The 15,610-nt window shown below is 72.6% G+C and carries 14 protein-coding genes and 1 pseudogene; 10 read left to right on the plus strand and 5 right to left on the minus strand.

The annotated features are described in order from the left end of the window. Positions 1–190 precede the first annotated feature (190 nt). From ABZ842_RS14345 to ABZ842_RS14355, 3 genes are all read left to right on the plus strand, one after another. On the plus strand, positions 191–1,732 hold the full coding sequence (locus ABZ842_RS14345; protein WP_361536714.1) for an alpha/beta hydrolase: 1,542 nt from the start codon (positions 191–193) through the stop codon (positions 1,730–1,732). Between the two features lie 333 nt (positions 1,733–2,065). Then, positions 2,066–3,625 carry an alpha/beta fold hydrolase gene (locus tag ABZ842_RS14350; protein ID WP_361536716.1) on the plus strand — a complete coding sequence of 520 codons (1,560 nt, stop codon included), beginning with the start codon at positions 2,066–2,068 and terminating at the stop codon, positions 3,623–3,625. Between the two features lie 48 nt (positions 3,626–3,673). Beyond that, positions 3,674–5,233, plus strand: a complete 1,560-nt coding sequence (locus ABZ842_RS14355; protein WP_361536718.1) for an alpha/beta hydrolase — start codon at positions 3,674–3,676, stop codon at positions 5,231–5,233. 135 nt (positions 5,234–5,368) lie between these two features. Here ABZ842_RS14355 and cutA read toward each other — a convergent pair whose 3' ends face one another. After that, the gene (gene cutA, locus ABZ842_RS14360) at positions 5,369–5,701 is read right to left on the minus strand and encodes a divalent-cation tolerance protein CutA (RefSeq protein ID WP_361536720.1); all 333 of its coding nucleotides are present in this window, start codon (positions 5,699–5,701) and stop codon (positions 5,369–5,371) included. Between the two features lie 272 nt (positions 5,702–5,973). Here cutA and ABZ842_RS14365 point away from each other — a divergent pair, with 272 nt between their 5' ends. The 5 genes and pseudogenes from ABZ842_RS14365 (at position 5,974) to ABZ842_RS14385 (ending at position 9,544) form a co-directional block, all read left to right on the plus strand. Further along, positions 5,974–6,333 carry a fibronectin type III domain-containing protein gene (locus ABZ842_RS14365; RefSeq protein ID WP_361536722.1) on the plus strand — a complete coding sequence of 120 codons (360 nt, stop codon included), beginning with the start codon at positions 5,974–5,976 and terminating at the stop codon, positions 6,331–6,333. Between the two features lie 489 nt (positions 6,334–6,822). After that, a pseudogene (locus ABZ842_RS14370) lies at positions 6,823–7,227 on the plus strand (glycoside hydrolase family 18 protein); the annotation flags it as partial. Between the two features lie 88 nt (positions 7,228–7,315). Then, positions 7,316–7,744, plus strand: coding sequence for a RidA family protein (locus ABZ842_RS14375; RefSeq protein WP_361536724.1), 429 nt, complete (start codon positions 7,316–7,318; stop codon positions 7,742–7,744). Positions 7,745–7,899: 155 nt separating this feature from the next. After that, complete coding sequence (locus ABZ842_RS14380) at positions 7,900–8,943, plus strand: Clp protease N-terminal domain-containing protein (protein ID WP_361536726.1); 1,044 nt, start codon at positions 7,900–7,902, stop codon at positions 8,941–8,943. Positions 8,944–9,169: 226 nt separating this feature from the next. After that, complete coding sequence (locus ABZ842_RS14385; protein ID WP_361536728.1) at positions 9,170–9,544, plus strand: aldehyde dehydrogenase family protein; 375 nt, start codon at positions 9,170–9,172, stop codon at positions 9,542–9,544. Here the strand turns inward: ABZ842_RS14385 and ABZ842_RS14390 are convergent. From ABZ842_RS14390 to ABZ842_RS14400, 3 genes are all read right to left on the minus strand, one after another. Then, complete coding sequence (locus ABZ842_RS14390) at positions 9,534–11,048, minus strand: PTS transporter subunit EIIC (RefSeq protein WP_361536730.1); 1,515 nt, start codon at positions 11,046–11,048, stop codon at positions 9,534–9,536. The two genes, ABZ842_RS14385 and ABZ842_RS14390, sit on opposite strands and share 11 nt — an antisense overlap. A gap of 349 nt (positions 11,049–11,397) precedes the next feature. After that, positions 11,398–12,333 (minus strand): N-acetylmuramic acid 6-phosphate etherase, encoded by a 936-nt coding sequence (gene murQ / locus ABZ842_RS14395; protein ID WP_361536732.1) that lies wholly within the window; start codon positions 12,331–12,333, stop codon positions 11,398–11,400. Between the two features lie 84 nt (positions 12,334–12,417). Next, positions 12,418–13,356, minus strand: coding sequence for a MurR/RpiR family transcriptional regulator (locus tag ABZ842_RS14400; RefSeq protein WP_361536734.1), 939 nt, complete (start codon positions 13,354–13,356; stop codon positions 12,418–12,420). Between the two features lie 100 nt (positions 13,357–13,456). Here ABZ842_RS14400 and ABZ842_RS14405 point away from each other — a divergent pair, with 100 nt between their 5' ends. Then, on the plus strand, positions 13,457–13,915 hold the full coding sequence (locus ABZ842_RS14405; protein WP_361536736.1) for a hypothetical protein: 459 nt from the start codon (positions 13,457–13,459) through the stop codon (positions 13,913–13,915). Continuing rightward, the gene (locus ABZ842_RS14410; RefSeq protein ID WP_361536738.1) at positions 13,912–14,181 is read left to right on the plus strand and encodes a DUF4031 domain-containing protein; all 270 of its coding nucleotides are present in this window, start codon (positions 13,912–13,914) and stop codon (positions 14,179–14,181) included. The genes ABZ842_RS14405 and ABZ842_RS14410 overlap by 4 nt, the downstream gene beginning before the upstream one ends. Before the next feature lie 5 nt (positions 14,182–14,186). On the opposite strand, the gene ABZ842_RS14415 is transcribed toward ABZ842_RS14410, so the two are convergent. Next, positions 14,187–15,413 carry a Cmx/CmrA family chloramphenicol efflux MFS transporter gene (locus tag ABZ842_RS14415; RefSeq protein ID WP_361536918.1) on the minus strand — a complete coding sequence of 409 codons (1,227 nt, stop codon included), beginning with the start codon at positions 15,411–15,413 and terminating at the stop codon, positions 14,187–14,189. Between the last annotated feature and the right edge of the window lie 197 nt (positions 15,414–15,610).

The raw sequence follows: 15,610 nt of genomic DNA on the forward strand, positions 1-15,610 counted from the left end.
AGGGGGCGGCGAAGCGGCTGATAATCGACCCCTGAGGATGGCGGAATTCAACTGCGCCCGCAGAATGATCCGGAAGTCGGGGAGATAAGACCGCAGGCTTACTCGGCTACCGCTCGCCGGGTGATTCGCAAAGGGGTCCCGTCGGGCCAAGGTCGTAGGTGTCCAGATAGCCGAGCGGGAGGACCCTTCCGTGTTGGTACGACGCCTTGTTCCCGTGCTCGCGGCAGGTCTCGCGGCGAGTGCGCTCGCGGTCCTGACCCCCGCGGTAGCGGTGGCGGCACCGCAGTCACGCCCGCCGTCGCAGGCCGCTTCGCCGTCGGGCCTCGCGTGGCAGCGGTGCGGAGCTGACACCCCCGCGGACTTCGAGTGCACCACGGTCAAGGTGCCGTTGGACTACCGGGCGCCGGGCGGCAAGAAGATTGACGTCGCCGTCTCCCGGATCAGGACCGCGGACCCGGCCAAGCGGCGTGGCGTGCTGCTCTTCAATCCCGGTGGTCCCGGCGGCCCGGGCCTCGGCATGCCGCCGGAGTTCCGCGACGCCCTGCCGCGCTCCGTGCTGGACCGCTTCGACCTCGTCGGCTTCGACCCCCGGGGCGTGGGCGAGAGCACCCCGCTCGCCTGCGGGCTCTCCGACGAGGAGAAGCTGTGGCCGCGGCCTTACGTCCCGGGCGCCTTCGCGGTCGACGTGGCCCGCGCCCGTGGCACCGCGGACAAGTGCAGGGCTGAGCACGGCGCCGATCTGAAGCACTTCACGACGCGCAACACGGCGCGGGACATGGACGCGATCCGGGCCGCGCTCGGCGAGCCCAAGCTGTCGTACGTCGGCTACTCCTACGGCACGTATCTGGGCGCGGTGTACGCGCAGTTGTTCCCCCAGCGGGCGGACCGGATCGTGCTGGACAGCGCCGTCGATCCCGCGCTGGCCTGGCGCGAGACGTTCCGTCACTGGGGCCCCGACGCGGAGAAGGCGTTCGAGCGGTGGACGCGGTGGGCGGCCGGGCGTCATGCGCAGTACGGGCTCGGGGCGACGCCGCGTGCGGTCTCCAAGACGTTCTGGGACCTGGTCGCCCAGGCCGACCGGACCCCCGTCACCGTCGGCAGCCGCAAGGTGTCCGGCGTCGAGATACGCGACGAGATGCGTCCCTCCGTCTACGAGGTCCGGCACGCCAGCGAGTTGGTCGCGATGCTGAAGGAGGCGGCTGCCGGGAAGCCGGTGCCGGACGTGCCGGCGGATCCGCCCATGAGTGACAACGAAGCGTCCTTGCAGTTCGCGATCGTGTGCGGCGACGTTTCGTGGCCGAAGGACCCGCGGACCTACCGCAAGGACGCGCTGCGGGACGGCGCCCGCTTCCCGCTGTACGGGGACTTCGCCTCCCACATCAACCCGTGCGCGTTCTGGGACCGCCCGGCCGAGCGCGTCACCGTCGTGGACAACCGCGTCCCGGCCCTGATCGTGCAGAACGAGTGGGACTCGCAGACCCCGCTGGCGACGGCGCGGGGCATGCAACGGGCGATGAAGGGGGCGCGGATGGTCACGGTCGACGAGGGCGAGGGCCACGGCGTGTACCTCTTCGGCAGCGCCTGCGCCAGCGACGTGACGTCGGAGTACCTGGCCACGGGGCGGCTCCCGGCGAAGGACGTGACGTGCCGGGCCGAGCCGGGTGCCCGGCGCGCGGCTCCGGTGGACCTGCCGAAGGTGGGGGTGCTCATAGGCGCGGGCGCGGCTCGCTGAGCCGACCGTGCCCGCTGGACCGCGACCGTCGGGCCGTGACTGCCGGGCCGCGCCCAGCGGGCCGACCGCCCGGGCCGGCTACCCCCGGCCGGCTGGCCCTCTCAGGGCCCGGCTGGCTCCCCGGCCCGGCTGACCCTCGGCTGGATCGCTCCCTTGATCGCCGGGCCGGCGTGACTGACCGGCCCGGTCCCGGGGCGGCCGTACGATCCCCGTCCCTCGTACGGCCGTCCCACCCTCGACTGCCGGCCGCCCTCCTCCGGTTGGCCGGTGTCCCAGCGCGCCCCGGACCGACCGCCGGTGCGCGCCACGAGACGAACGGAAGGAACGACCTTCGTGCAAGCCAGAAGACTGGTCCCCGTGCTTGCGGTGGGCGTGCTCGCGCCGCTGGCCCCCGCGGTGGCCGTGGCCGCGCCCGTACCCCCGGCCGCATCCGCCGCGTTGGCCCCGGCCGGCGGTGCTCAGCAGCCGGTGTGGCAGCAGTGCGCCACCGACCCCGCGCCCGACTACCGGTGCGCCACGATCAAGGTGCCGTTGGACTACGGGGCGCCGGGCGGCAAGCAGATCGACGTCGCGATCTCCCGGTTGAGCGCAGCGGACCCGGCCAAGCGGCGCGGGGTGCTGCTGTTCAACCCCGGCGGCCCCGGTGGCAACGGCCTCGACATGCCCCTGATGATGCGGGAGTTGCTGCCGCAGTCCGTCAAGGACCGGTACGACCTGATCGGTTTCGATCCCCGCGGCGTCGGGCAGAGCGCCCCCGTGCGCTGTGGGCTGACCGATGAAGACCTTGATCTGGAACGCCCCTTCAAGGAGCGGACGTTCGCCCGGGACACCGCGCTCGCGCGCTCCTTCGCGGACAAGTGCCGGGCCAAGCACGGCGCCGACCTGAAGCACATCACCACCCGCAACACCGCGCGGGACATGGACGCGATCCGCACGGCGCTCGGCGAGAAGAAGATCAACTTCTTCGGCTACTCCTACGGCACGTATCTGGGCGCGGTCTACACCCAGCTGTTCCCGCACCGCGCCGACCGCTTCGTGCTGGACAGCGCGGTGGACCCCAAGCGGGCCTGGCGGGCGGACTTCCGGCTCTGGGCGCCGGAGACGGAGAAGGCGTTCGAGCGGTGGACGCGGTGGGCCGCCGGGCGCCATGCGCAGCACGGCCTGGGTTCGACGCCGCGTGCGGTCTCCAAGACGTTCTGGGACCTGGTCGCCCGGGCGAACCGCGCCCCCATCAAGGTCGGTACGACTCCCCTGGACGGCGACGACATCCGGGCCAGGATGCGCGCCGGCTTCTTCCAGCCGAGCGTGGCGACGGAGAGCGTGCAGATCCTGCGGGACGCCGTGGCCGGGAAGCCCACCCCGGAGCTGCCCGGCATGCAGTTGGACGAAGGGTTCGCCTCCGCGCTGTGGGCCGTGAGCTGCGGCGACGCCCCGTGGCCGAAGGACCCGCGGACGTACCGCAAGGACGCCCGGCGGGACGCCGCCCGCTTCCCGCTGTACGGGGACTTCGCCTCCCACATCAACCCGTGCGCGTTCTGGGACGACAACGTCGAGCCCGCCACCGTCGTGGACAACCGGGTCGGCGCGCTCATCGTGCACAACGAGTGGGACTCGCAGACCCCGCTGCCCGACGGTGTCGGACTGCGCGAGGACATGAAGGGGGCGCGGATGGTCTTCGTCGACGAGGGCGAGGGCCACGGGGTCTACGGTTCGGGCACCAGCAGCTGCGCCGAGGCCCTGACGAACACCTACCTCCTCACGGGCCGCCTCCCGGCGAAGGACACGACCTGCACCCCGGATCCGGCGGGTGCGCACGAGCGGCGGCACCACACCGAGTTGCCGTTCCTCAGCTCCACGGCGCGCGTCGCCCCCGGCGCGACGTCCGCTCGATGACGCATGCGCGCCTCTGAGCATGCCCGTACGTACGAGAAAGGACAGCACGTGCAGTCAAGACGTATCGCTCCCGTCCTCGCGGTGAGCGTCCTGGCGACCCTGGCCCCCGCGGTGGCCGTCGCCGCCCCTGCGAACGCCGCGCCGGCGAACTCGACGAACTCGACGAACTCGACGAACGCCGCGGCGCAGCCGCTGACGTGGCAGCGGTGTGGCGCCGACACCCCCGCGGCCTTCGAGTGCGCCACGATCAAGGTGCCGTTGGACTACCGGGCGCCGGGCGGCAAGAAGATTGAGGTCGCGATATCCCGGACGAAGGCCACCGACCCGAAGAAGCGGCGCGGCGTGCTGCTCTTCAACCCGGGCGGGCCCGGGGGCTCCGGCGTCGGAGACCCGATGGTGTGGGGCGGGATGCTGCCGCAGTCCGTGAAGGACCAGTACGACCTGATCGGCTTCGACCCGCGGGGCGTCGGCAAGAGCACCCCCGTCGAGTGCGGTACCGCACCGCAGGAGCGACGGGTCCTGCTGCCGTACTCGGAGGCGACGTTCGACTCGTCCGTGGCGTGGGCGCGCACGTTCGCGGACAAGTGCCGGGCGAAGTACGGCGCCGATCTGAAGCACTTCACCACCCGCAACACGGCGCGGGACATGGACGCGATCCGGGCCGCGCTCGGCGAGAAGAAGATCAGCTATGTGGGCGTCTCGTACGGCACGTACCTGGGCGCCGTGTACACCCAGATGTTCCCGCACCGTTCGGACCGCATCGTGCTGGACAGCTCGGTCGACCCGAGCAAGGCGTGGCGGGGCACGCTGCGCGCCTGGGCCACCGGCGCGGAGCCGGCGTACGACCGCTGGACGCGTTGGACGGCGCAGCACCACGCGAAGTACGGCCTGGGGGCGACGCCGGAGGCGGTCGACAAGAGCTTCTGGGACCTCGTCGCCCGGGCGGACCGCGAGCCCATCAGGGTCGGTGACGAAGTCCTCGACGGCCCCGTGCTCCGCGAGACGATGCGCCGGGCGTTCTTCCACCGTGCCCTGGGCGCGGAGATCCTCGTCATGGTGAAGAAGGCCGCAGCCGGCGAGCCGGTCGAGCCGCCGCCGTCGTACGTCGTCCAGGACAACGAGATGTCGCTCTTCCAGACGATCGTCTGCGGCGACGCGTCCTGGCCGCGCGACCTGGCCACCTACCGCCGCGACGCGGCCCGCGACGCCGCGCGCTTCCCGATCTACGGCGACTTCGGCTCCAACGTCACGGCGTGCGCGTTCTGGGACGACCCCGTCGAGCCGGCGACGAAGGTCAACAACCGGGTCGGCGCGCTGATGCTCCAGGCGGAGTGGGACTCGCAGACCCCGCTGCAGGAGGCGAAGGGGATGCACCGGGCGATGAAGGGTTCCCGGATGGTCACGGTCGACGAGGGCGAGACGCACGGCGTGTACCTCGAAGGCGTGAGCAGCTGCGCGGACGCGGTGGCGACGGCGTATCTGACGACGGGCAAGCTCCCGGCGAAGGACGTGACGTGCGCGGCGAACCCGACCCCGCCGCCGTCGTCCTCCCAGCTTCCGGAGACCGCGGACCCGCGCAAGCGCCTCCCGCTCCAAGGCGGCTTCTGACACCCGCCCCCCGGGCCTTCCTGCCCTGACGGGCCTCACTCATAGCGCGCGCGTGGGCGGGCGCGGGCGGTGACCAGCAGGCTTTGTTGGTCGCCGCCCGCTCTGCCGGTCGCCCGGTCGCCCGTCAGCTCCCGGTCATCGGGGTTCCGCGCTGCTCTGCTCCGTCACCCACTCCAGATACGCCTCCGACCCGTCGTCCACCGGGAGCACGATCCACTCCGGCACGTCGTACGAATGCGCCGCCGACACCCATGCCGTGAGCTCCGGCAGCCGGGACCGGGTCGTCTTGTACGAGATGCGCCACTCGCGGTCCGTCTGGACCTCGCCCTGCCAGCGGTAGAACGCCTTGATGGGGGGATCGACGTGGGCACACGCCGCGAGGCGGGCGTCCACCGCTCCGTGGGCCAGGGCTTCGGCCTTGTCCTCGGCGTCGACGGTGGTCTGGGCGATCACGATCTCCGTGGTCACGGGCGCACTCCTCCTTCGGGGAGGTGAGCTTATCCAGGCCCTGTTTCCGTGCTTCCTGCCTCACGGAGGCCCGGAGGCCCGGAGGCCCGGAGGCCCGGAGGCCCGAGGCTGGAGGCCCGGCGCACCCATGAGAAGTCCCCTCATCTCGGCACGGAGTTCTCATCTCTCTTGATCCGGGCGCGCGTTCCTCCCTAGCTTCGCAAGTGCGGTGGACTCCGAGACGTTCACGTTGTGCGGCGCAGTGTTGCAACACTCCCCACGAAGGAGCGTCGTTGAGCACACTCATCACACCGAGGGCGGGCCGGAGCGCCGTCGCCCTTCTCGTCGCCGTCGCCCTGTGGGCGGGGGTGCTGGTGGGCGGGGCGACGCCCGCGTACGCCGTGCCCGCGGCCACGAACGTGCGGGCCGCCGCCGTCACCGATCGGACCGTGACCGTGGCCTGGGACGCGCCCGTACCCGGCACCGACGTCGTCGGGTACCGGGTGCTGCGCGACGGGCACGACGTCGGACGGACCCAGCCGGGCGTGCTGACCTTCACCGACCGGGGGCTGAACGTGGCCACCGAGTACCGCTACTCGGTCGTCGCGGAAGCCCCGCCCGGACAGAACCAGTACGAGAGCCTGCCGGGGTAATCCGTACCGGCGGCACCGTTCCGCCGCCGCCCGCGCACCCCGTCAAGATGGGTGTATTCCACGAGGTCGGCGGGCACGAACGCGGGTTCCACGTACGGGACCTGGTCACCAGCGGGACGGCGGGCAGGCTCAGCCATCTGACGTACGCGTACGGGGCGGTGCGCGACGGGCGGTGCGCGGTCGGGGACGCGTACGAGTCGTTGGAGCGCGCCCACGCGGCCGAGGAGAGCGTCGACGGGCGCGCGGACAGCTGGGACCAGCCGTTGCGGGGACACCTGAACCAGTTGCGGAAGTTGAAGGAGCGGCAGCCGGGGCTGGAGGTCCTGTGGTCCTTCGGCGGGCCCGCGTACAGCGGGGGCGCCACCAGCGGGTTCGCGCAGGCGCTCCAGGACCCGGCCGGGTTCGCCGGACTACTTCACCTCCACCGATCCCAACCGCAAACACCGCACCGCCCCGCACGCCGTCCTCCAGGACGAGAGCTGGGACGGGTCCTTCGACAACAGCGCCCACCTCCATCTGCGCGAACTCACCGCCCGGCCGGTGCACCCCAACAAGCTGGTCCTCGGGGTGCCCACGCACGCCTGGGGCTGGGAGGGCGTGCGCGGGCACCCCGAGCCGCCGAGCCCGGCCAACGGGCCGGCGCCGGGGACGTACGAGTTCGGGCGGGAGGACTACCGGCTGATCAAGACCCGCTGCCCGCACCCCGTCGCGTTCTCCGGGACCGCGTATGCGCACTGCGGCAACGAGTGGTGGACGTACGACACCCCGACGTCCGTCGCCACCAAGGCGGCGTACGCGAAGAGTTACGGGCTCGGCGGGCTGTACCTGTCCAACCTGCGGGGGGACACCCCCGACGGGGAACTGGCGGGCGCGCTCGCCCGAGGGCTGGGGTAGTCCGGGCGGCCGGGGGTCGAGCGGCCGGGGGTCGAGCGGGGCGGAAATGCGGATGCGGGGCCCACACGGCTCACGCAGACTCGTTGGCATGAGCAACAACAGCAACAACAGCGGCAACATCGAACGGATCAACCCCGACGAACTCCACTCGACCCCCGGCTACCACCACATCACCGTCGTCCAGGCGGGCCGTACCGCCTATCTCTCGGGGCAGTGCCCCCTCGACACCTCCGGCGAAGTCGTCGCCGAGGGCGATCTGGACGGCCAGATCGATCAGGTCGCGGCCAATGCGCTGACGGCCCTGCGCGCGGTGGGGGCGGGGCCGGAGCACGTCGTGCGTTCGGTGATCTACGTGGTGAGCACCGACGAGAAGGTGCTGGCGAAGGCGTGGGACCGGCTGAACGGCTCGGGCATCGCGACCGCCTTCTCCACCGCGAGCACCCTCCTCGGCGTGGCCCAACTCGGCTACCCCGGGCAGCTGATCGAGGTCGACCTCACCGCAGCGCTCCCTGAGTGACCTGCGCGCTTGAGCGACGTTCGTTGACTGAAGTGTCAACGAACGGGTGACGCGGCACCCCGCTGAAGTGGGAGATCGTCACTCTCGACGGGGGAACCACGGGGGAACCACGGGGGAACCACGGGGGAAAACGGGGGAGACAACGGGAGGGTCGCATGGAAACACGGGTGGCAGCGGGCTGGAAGGTGATCGGCGTACTCGGCGCGGCATGGGGATGCTGCGACGGGGACGCCATGGGAAGCGAGCACCTGCTCGCGGGGATCACCGGCACCAAGGGGGAAGCCCGCGCCGCCCTCGCGGCCGAGTCCGTGACCAAGGCGTCCGCCCTGGCCGTCCTTCGAGACCGGGACGGCCGGGTGGACGCCTGGAGGGGCGACGACGGCGCGGGGGACAGCATCTCGTCGGCCGACGTCCTGGGGGAGGACGGCGAACGCCGACGGATGCTGACCGGCGCCGGACACCGCGCCTTCGAGCACGCCATGGCGCAGGCACGGAGGACGGGCGCGTCGAAGCTCACGCCCGAGGACCTGCTGCGGGGGCTGTTGGCGGACGGCGACAGCCGGTGCGCCGAGGTGCTGGCGCTGTGCGGGACGACGGCGGACGCCGTACGGGCCCGGCTCGATGCCGGAGCCGGAGCCGGAGCCGAATCCGGGGCCGGGTCCAGGGCCGCGGGGGCGGTCGGTGGCGACGACCTCCCGGCCGGGCTCGACCCCCGGCTGCGCCCGACCCGGGACGCGCTGCTGGGGCGCCGCCCGTACCCCATGTCGTTCTTGCGGCGCTGGCTGGGCGGCGGGGTGAACTGGGCGACGGACCCCACCGCTTGGATCCGGCAGGAGACGCAGGCGCAGGCGCGGTTGCTCGGGCAGGACCACGTCGGCACCGAGCACGTCCTGTTGGCGGTGCTCGCCACCCACGAGGTGGCCCGCGCCCATCCGCACATGCTGGCGGAGCGCGCGCCGGAGCCGGACGACCGCTACCGCGGGGGAGAGCGGCTGGCGGCCCTCGGCATCGACTACGCCGGCGTCCGCCGGGCCCTGGACGCCGACGACGTACTGGGCGGGGACGCCCGGACCGCGGCGGAGTACGTGGACGCGGCGGTAACCGATCGGGGAACCGGCCCGCTGGTGGAGTCCCTGCTGCTGGAGGGGACGCGGGCGCTGCGCCTCGTCCAGCGGATGCAGGGTGCGGCTCCCCGGTAGGGCGACGCAGGACGACGTGGAACTACGCAGGACGACGTATGACGACCACCGTCCACGAGGGTGGCGCTGGTGAGAGCGGTCCCGTCGGTGTGCGCGAGGTGACCGACCGCTCCGGTCCCCCGTGCGGGGAAGCCAACTGACGTGGCCAGGCGGAGGCCGTCGCGTCGCGCGTACGTCGGGACGCGACGCGACGGCCGACGTGCCTCGGGTTTCACGGTGCGCCGGCATGCCGACGGAGCTGTACTACGAGTTCACCGTGGTCGACGCGGTCCCCGAGGACAGCCTGCTGGCCCGGGAGGACTCGTTCGGGCCCGTCGTCACGATCATCACCGGCCGCGACGAGGACGATTTGCTGCGGATCGCCAACGACGACGCACTCGGCCTCCAGGGCGTGGTCTTCACCACCAGCAGGAAGTCCGCGTTCCGCTTCGTCGAGGAGCTTCAGGTCGGGCAGGTGATCGTGAACGAGACGAACAACTGGTGGGACGTCAACATGCCGTTCGGCGGCGCCGGTGGACGCGGGACGGGCTGGGGCCGCATCGGCGGCAAGTGGACGCTGCTGGACATGACGGACACCAGGACGGGCGTCATCAGCCTGTGAGGGGCTGGGGCGCGGGTTCCGCCTCGGGCGTCGGAGCCGGGGCTGGCGTCGGTGCCGGGTCCGGGTCCGGGTCCGGCGTCGGCTCCGGGACCTGTGTCGGCTCCGGGACCGGTTTGGCCTCGGGCGCCGGTGCTCGGTCCGGTCCGGCGTACTGGGCCAGCAGCTCCCTGGTGAAGCCGAACCAGTACGTGGCGGCGAAGCCCACCGCGTATCCGACGAACAGTCCGCCCGCGTACACGACGAGGGTCGTCAGCGGGCCGTGGTCGCCGCGCAGCAGCGGGAACAGCGCCCAGCCGGACGGGCCGATCGCCGTCGAGCCGACCCGGTCGCCGAGCATCGAGAACAGCCCGACGAAACCGCCGCCGAACGCACCCCCGAAGCAGGCCGTCACGAACGGCCGCCCCAGCGGCAGGGTGACTCCGTAGATCAGCGGCTCGCCGACCCCGAGCAGCCCGGCCGGCAGCGCGGAGCGGATCGTGGCGCGCACCTCGGTGTGGCGCCGCAGCCTGGCGTACACGGCCACCGCCGCGCCGACCTGCCCCGCGCCCGCCATCGCCAGGATCGGCAGCAGCACGGTCGCGCCCTGCTGCTCGATGAGCGTGGCGTGGATCGGGATCAGCGCCTGGTGCAGCCCCACCATCACCAGCGGCAGGAACAGTCCGCCGAGCACGAAGCCCGCGGCCACCCCGCCGTAGTCGAGCAGCGCGGTGGCGGCGGCACCGAGCGCGGCGGCGGCCTCGCCGGCGGCGTACATCAACCCGTAGACGGTGACGAGGCCGGTGAAGAGCACCGTGACCGCGGGGGTGAGCAGTACGTCGAGCGCGTCCGGCACGCGTCCGCGGCACCAGCGCTCCACGGCCACCGCGAGCAGCGCGGCGGCGAGCGCGCCGAGCACCCCGCCCTGGCCGGGCACCACCTCCTGCCCGAACGCGTCGACCTTCGCCACGCCGGGGAAGACGACGACGGCGGCGACGGCGCCGCCGAGGACGGGGGTGCCGCCGAACTCCTTCGCCGTGTTGTAGCCGACGAAGACGGCGATCAGCGCCATGAACCCGCCGGAGACGGCGGCGATGGCGGGGGTGAGGCCGGGCAGCAGCCGGAAGTTGACGAGCAGTCCGCCGAGGCCGGCGACGACGCCGCAGCCGATGAGGGCGGGGATGAGGGGCACGAAGATGCTGCCGATGCGGCGTAGGAGCGGCTTGGTGGGGGCGGGTGTGGGTGTGGGTGTGGGTGTGAGGAGGTTCTCGAACGCTTCGGTGACCCGTACGACGACTCCAGGCCCGTAGACGACCTGGTACGAGGTCCCGTCCTCGACGACGCCGAGGACGCCGGGCAGGGCGGTGATTGCTTCGTGCCGTACGGCGGCGCGGTCGAGGAGGGTGAGGCGCAGGCGGGTCATGCAGTGGGAGACGTCGAGGACGTTTCCGGAGCCGCCGATGTGTTCGAGCAGCGCGGTTGCGCTGGCGCTTGGGGCTGGGGCCGGGTCCTGGTGCTGTTCGCCCATGCGCGGATGTGTATCCCCGGCGCAGCGGATCCTCCCGCGCCCCGAACCCACCTCAGCCAAGCGGCGCAAACCCCCGGCGCCCGGTGAGCCACCCGCGCAATTCCGCGCGCCCCTGGACCTCTCGCCGCTTCCCTGCGGGAGCGTTGGTCTCCGCGGCCAGCCACAGACGGCCCGCAGGCAAACCATGAGGGAAGCAAGTCAGGGGCGCGGGGAACTGCGCGAACAACCCACCACCGGCCCGCGGAGACCAACGCACCCCGCAGGGGCACGGTGGCAAGGTCAATCGCGCCGGCACCCCGCAGGGGCGCGGCGGCAAGGTCAAGAACACCCGCATCCCGCAGGGGAAAGCTCAGGGGGCCGCGCGCAAGGCTGCGCGGAGGTGGCCCTGCGCCTCCGTCAGCAGACGGCTCGCCGTCACCGCGTCGACTTCCGCCAGGATCGTCAGGATCGCCGGCTTCACCTCCCCCTCCGTCGCCTTCAACGCCGCCTCCACCTCCTCCTCACCCGCACCCGTCGCGTACGCGACGATCCTCCGCGAGCGCGCCCGCAGCTTCTCGTTCGAGGCGCGCAGGTCGACCATCAGGTTCCCGTACGTCTTCCCGAGGCGGATCATCGTGATCGTCGAGATCATGTTGAGGACCAGCTTCTGCGCCGTGCCCGCCTTCAGCCGCGTCGAGCCGCTGAGCAGCTCGGGGCCGACGACGACCTCGACGCCGTGTTCCGCCGCCGCCGCGAGCGGGCTGTTCTCGTTGCAGGACAGGCCCACGGTGAGCGCGCCCCGGCTGCGGGCGTAGCGGACCGCGCCGACGGCGTAGGGGGTGCGGCCGGACGCGGAGACGCCGACGACGGTGTCGTCCGCACCGACCCCGAGCCCCGCCAGGTCGGACGCGGCCAGCTCGCCGCTGTCCTCCGCGCCCTCCACCGCGTTGACGAACGCCGAAGGCCCGCCCGCGATCAACCCCACCACCTGCGACGGATCCGTGTTGAAGGTGGGCGGACACTCGCTCGCGTCGAGGACGCCGAGGCGCCCGGCCGTGCCCGCGCCCGCGTAGATCAGCCGGCCGCCGCGCGCCATCCGCTCCGCTGCGGCGTCGATCGCCGCGGCGATCGCGGGCAGGTGTTGTGCGACCGCGCCGGGCACGCTGCGGTCCTCGGAGTTCATGAGGTGGGCGATGTCGAGTGTCGGCAGCCGGTCGACGTCCGCGAGGTCCGGCCGGAACGCCTCCGTGGTGAGCGTTTCGAGTTCGGCGCGGAGGTCCCCGTGGACGGGCGAGGTGGAGGTCATGTGCTTCCTATCGGTCAAAACGGCCCTTAGGCCCTGTCTCACGGATCTTGCTGGGCTCGCGCAGCCTGATCCGTGAGACAGGCCCTAGCGGGTGGTGCTACGGGGGGAATGCCGGTGCGCCAGGGCCTCGTAGGAGGCGGCGAGCGCCGGGGCCGCGGTCTCGTACGTCCGTTGGGCCACGCCGATGAACAGGCAGTCGACGACGAGGAGCTGGCCCGTGCGGGACGACATCGCCGCCGGGCGCAGCTCGCTCTCGCGGGCGGACGAGGTGGTCAGTACGTGGTCGGCGTACTGGGACACCGGCCCGTCCGGGCGGCCGGTGATCGCCACCGTGGTCGCGCCCCGCTCGAAGGCGGTGCGCAACGGCTCGATGACGTCGCCGGTGGAGCCGGAGTGGGTGATGGCGATCGCGACGTCACCGGCGCGCAACTGCACGGCGTTGGTGACGGCGAGGTGCGGGTCGGCGTGCGCGTGGGCGATCAGCCCGATGCGCAGCAGCTTCTGCGCCAGGTCCATGCCGACGAGGGAGGACGCCCCCACGCCGTAGATGTCGATGCGGCGGGCGGTCGCGGCGGCGACGACCGCGGCGGAGAGCTGCGCGGTGTCCAGGCCGGCGGCGGTGTCGGCCAGGGTCTGCTGTTCGTCGTAGGCGAGTTTGGCGACCACGTCCGAGATGGGGTCGTCGACGGCGATGTCCGCGGTGACGCTGGGCGCCCGGCCGGACTGCTGGTGCGCGGCGAGTCCGGCGAGGGCGAGTCGCAGGTCGCGGTAGCCCGGGTAGCCGAGGAGCCGCGCGGTGCGCACGACGGTCGCCTCGCTGGTGCCGGTGCGTTCGGCGAGACCGGTCACCGTCAGCGCGGCGCAGCCCGCGGGGTCGTCGGCGACGGCCTCGGCGACCCGCTGCATGGAGCGGGTCATGGACGGGGTGAGCGTCCTGACCTTGGCGGCGAGGGCGGCGGGTGCGGGCGGAGTGTCGCTGACGGCGGCCCCCTTGTTGAAAATTTCCTTCACTGGGTTAGCCATGGTATGAAAGCTATTTTCGTACCATGGCACAGGTCAAGACCCCCTTGGTGTGGATCGGGCGCGGTGTGTTCGGAACTGACCCGTGCGGGACAATGGCGGCATGAATCCAGCGGACCCGTCCGGGGCTTCCCCCGGGGCTTCCTCCGGGCCCCCTTCCGGCCCGGGCGCAGAGCAGGCCCTGCACGCCGCCCGCGCCCTGATCCTGGCCGACCTCGCGGCGCGCGACGTGGCGGACGCGGAGGTCGTCTCGCTGGTGGAGGAGTCGGTCGCGCACCGCCGTTGGTGGGTGGAGCAGTGGCCGGAGGGCGCGGCGTACGTCACCGGGCTCGTCGCCCAGGACGTCCAGGACGCCCTGCTGGAACGGCACGGCCGCTGGCCCCTGTGCCCGGTCTGCGACTCGGGCGACCCGCACGCCCTCGGGGTCGAGCCCGAGCTGGGCACGGACCCGCGCTGGGTGTGCGAGCAGGCGGGCGTGGTCGTGGCCCGCGTCGGCTCGCTGGGGAGCGGCGCGGCTGGGAACGCGGGTGGCGGCGAGGGCGGGAGCCCCGGCGTCGGATGACCCTCTACATCGATCCGCCGGACTGGCCCGGCCACGGCCTGCTCTGGTCCCACCTCGTCAGCGACGTCTCGTACGAGGAACTGCACGCCTTCGCCGCGTCGATCGGCTGCCCGCGCCGCGCCTTCGAACGCGACCACTACGACGTTCCGGCGCACCGCTACGCCGCCGCGGTCGCGGCGGGCGCGGTGCAGGTGCCGAGCCGTGAGGTGGTCAGGATCCTGACGGCGGCGGGCCTGCGGAGACGCAAGACGCGCCCTGCGTTTTAGGTGTTTTAGGTGTTTTGGGTGGCTTGGGCGTGCTCCGTGGCCGGCTGGGGCGCGACGGCCGTCTTCGGGGACGACGCCACCACGCGGGTCGCACCGTGCAGCCGCATCGAGACGGCCACCAGCGCCACCGCGACCACCAGCATCGCCGCGCCCGCCCAGGCCGTGGCCCCGTAGCCGAAGTCGGCGTCGATGACGACGCCGCCGAGCGCGGGCCCGCCGGTGTTGCCCAGGTTGAACGCGGACGTGGCGGTGGCGCCAGCGAGCGTCGGGGCGGCGCCCGCGACGTTGAAGATCCGGGCGTTGAGCGCCGGGCCGGTGTAGAACGCGGACACCCCGAGCAGGAACGCGACGGTGACCACCACCGCCGGCACGGTGTCGAAGAGCGCCAGCACCGTCAGGAAGACCGTGGACGCCGCGATGCCGCTGAGCAGCACCCCGAACATGTGCGCGTCCGCGATCCGGCCGCCGATCGCCGTACCGATCAGCGCACCGAGGCCGAACAGCGCCAGCACCCACGGCACCCAGCCCTCGGCGATCCCGGCGGAGTCCGTGATCAGCGGCGCGAGGTACGAGAAGGCGCAGAACACGCCGCCGCCGGCGAGCGCGGTCGCGGCGACCGCGAGCCACACGTGCCGGTCGCGATAGATCGACAGCTCCCGCTTCAGCTCCGGCCGCTGCGCGGGCGGCGGGATGCGGGGGACCAGGGTCACCACGCCGACCAGCGCGACCGCGGAGGCGAGGGCAACCGCCCAGAACGCCGCGCGCCAGCCCCAGTGGTCGCCGAGGAAGGCGCCCGCGGGCACCCCGAGGACGTTCGCGATGGACAGACCGCCGAGCATCACGGCCATGGCGCGGGCCCGCGAGTTCACCGGCACCATCGCGATCGACACCGCCGCGCCGAGCGCCCAGAAGCCGGCGCACGCGAGGGCGCTGATCACGCGCGACGCGAACAGCACCTCGTAGGTGGGCGCGATCGCCCCCGCGATCTGGCCGACGCCGAACACCGAGATCAGGGCGATCAGGGTGGCCTTGCGCGGCAGCCGGAGCGTGGCGACGGCGAGCAGGGGGGCGCCCACGACCATGCCGATCGCGAAGGCGGATATCAGGAGGCCGGCCTGGGGGATGGAGACGCCCATGTCGTCCGCGATGGGGGGTAGCAGCCCGGAGAGCATGAACTCGCTGGTGCCGAGGGCGAAGACGGAGAGGCCGAGGACGTATACGGCGAGGGGCATGCGGGTGGGGTGGGCGGGCGGCGCGGATTCGGGCATGACGGCTCCAACCGCGCGGACCCTTCCCAACATTCCCCTGCGGAGCGCTGACGCGATGACCTTGCCGCCGTTTCCCTGTGGGATGCGCTGGCCTCTGCGGGCCGTCTGTGGCTGGTCGCGCAGTTCCTCGCGCCCCCCCAAAAAAGACCTCGCTGTCGCCC

This window comes from Streptomyces sp. NPDC047315 (assembly GCF_040643215.1).
In the GTDB taxonomy this organism is placed as follows: domain Bacteria; phylum Actinomycetota; class Actinomycetes; order Streptomycetales; family Streptomycetaceae; genus Streptomyces.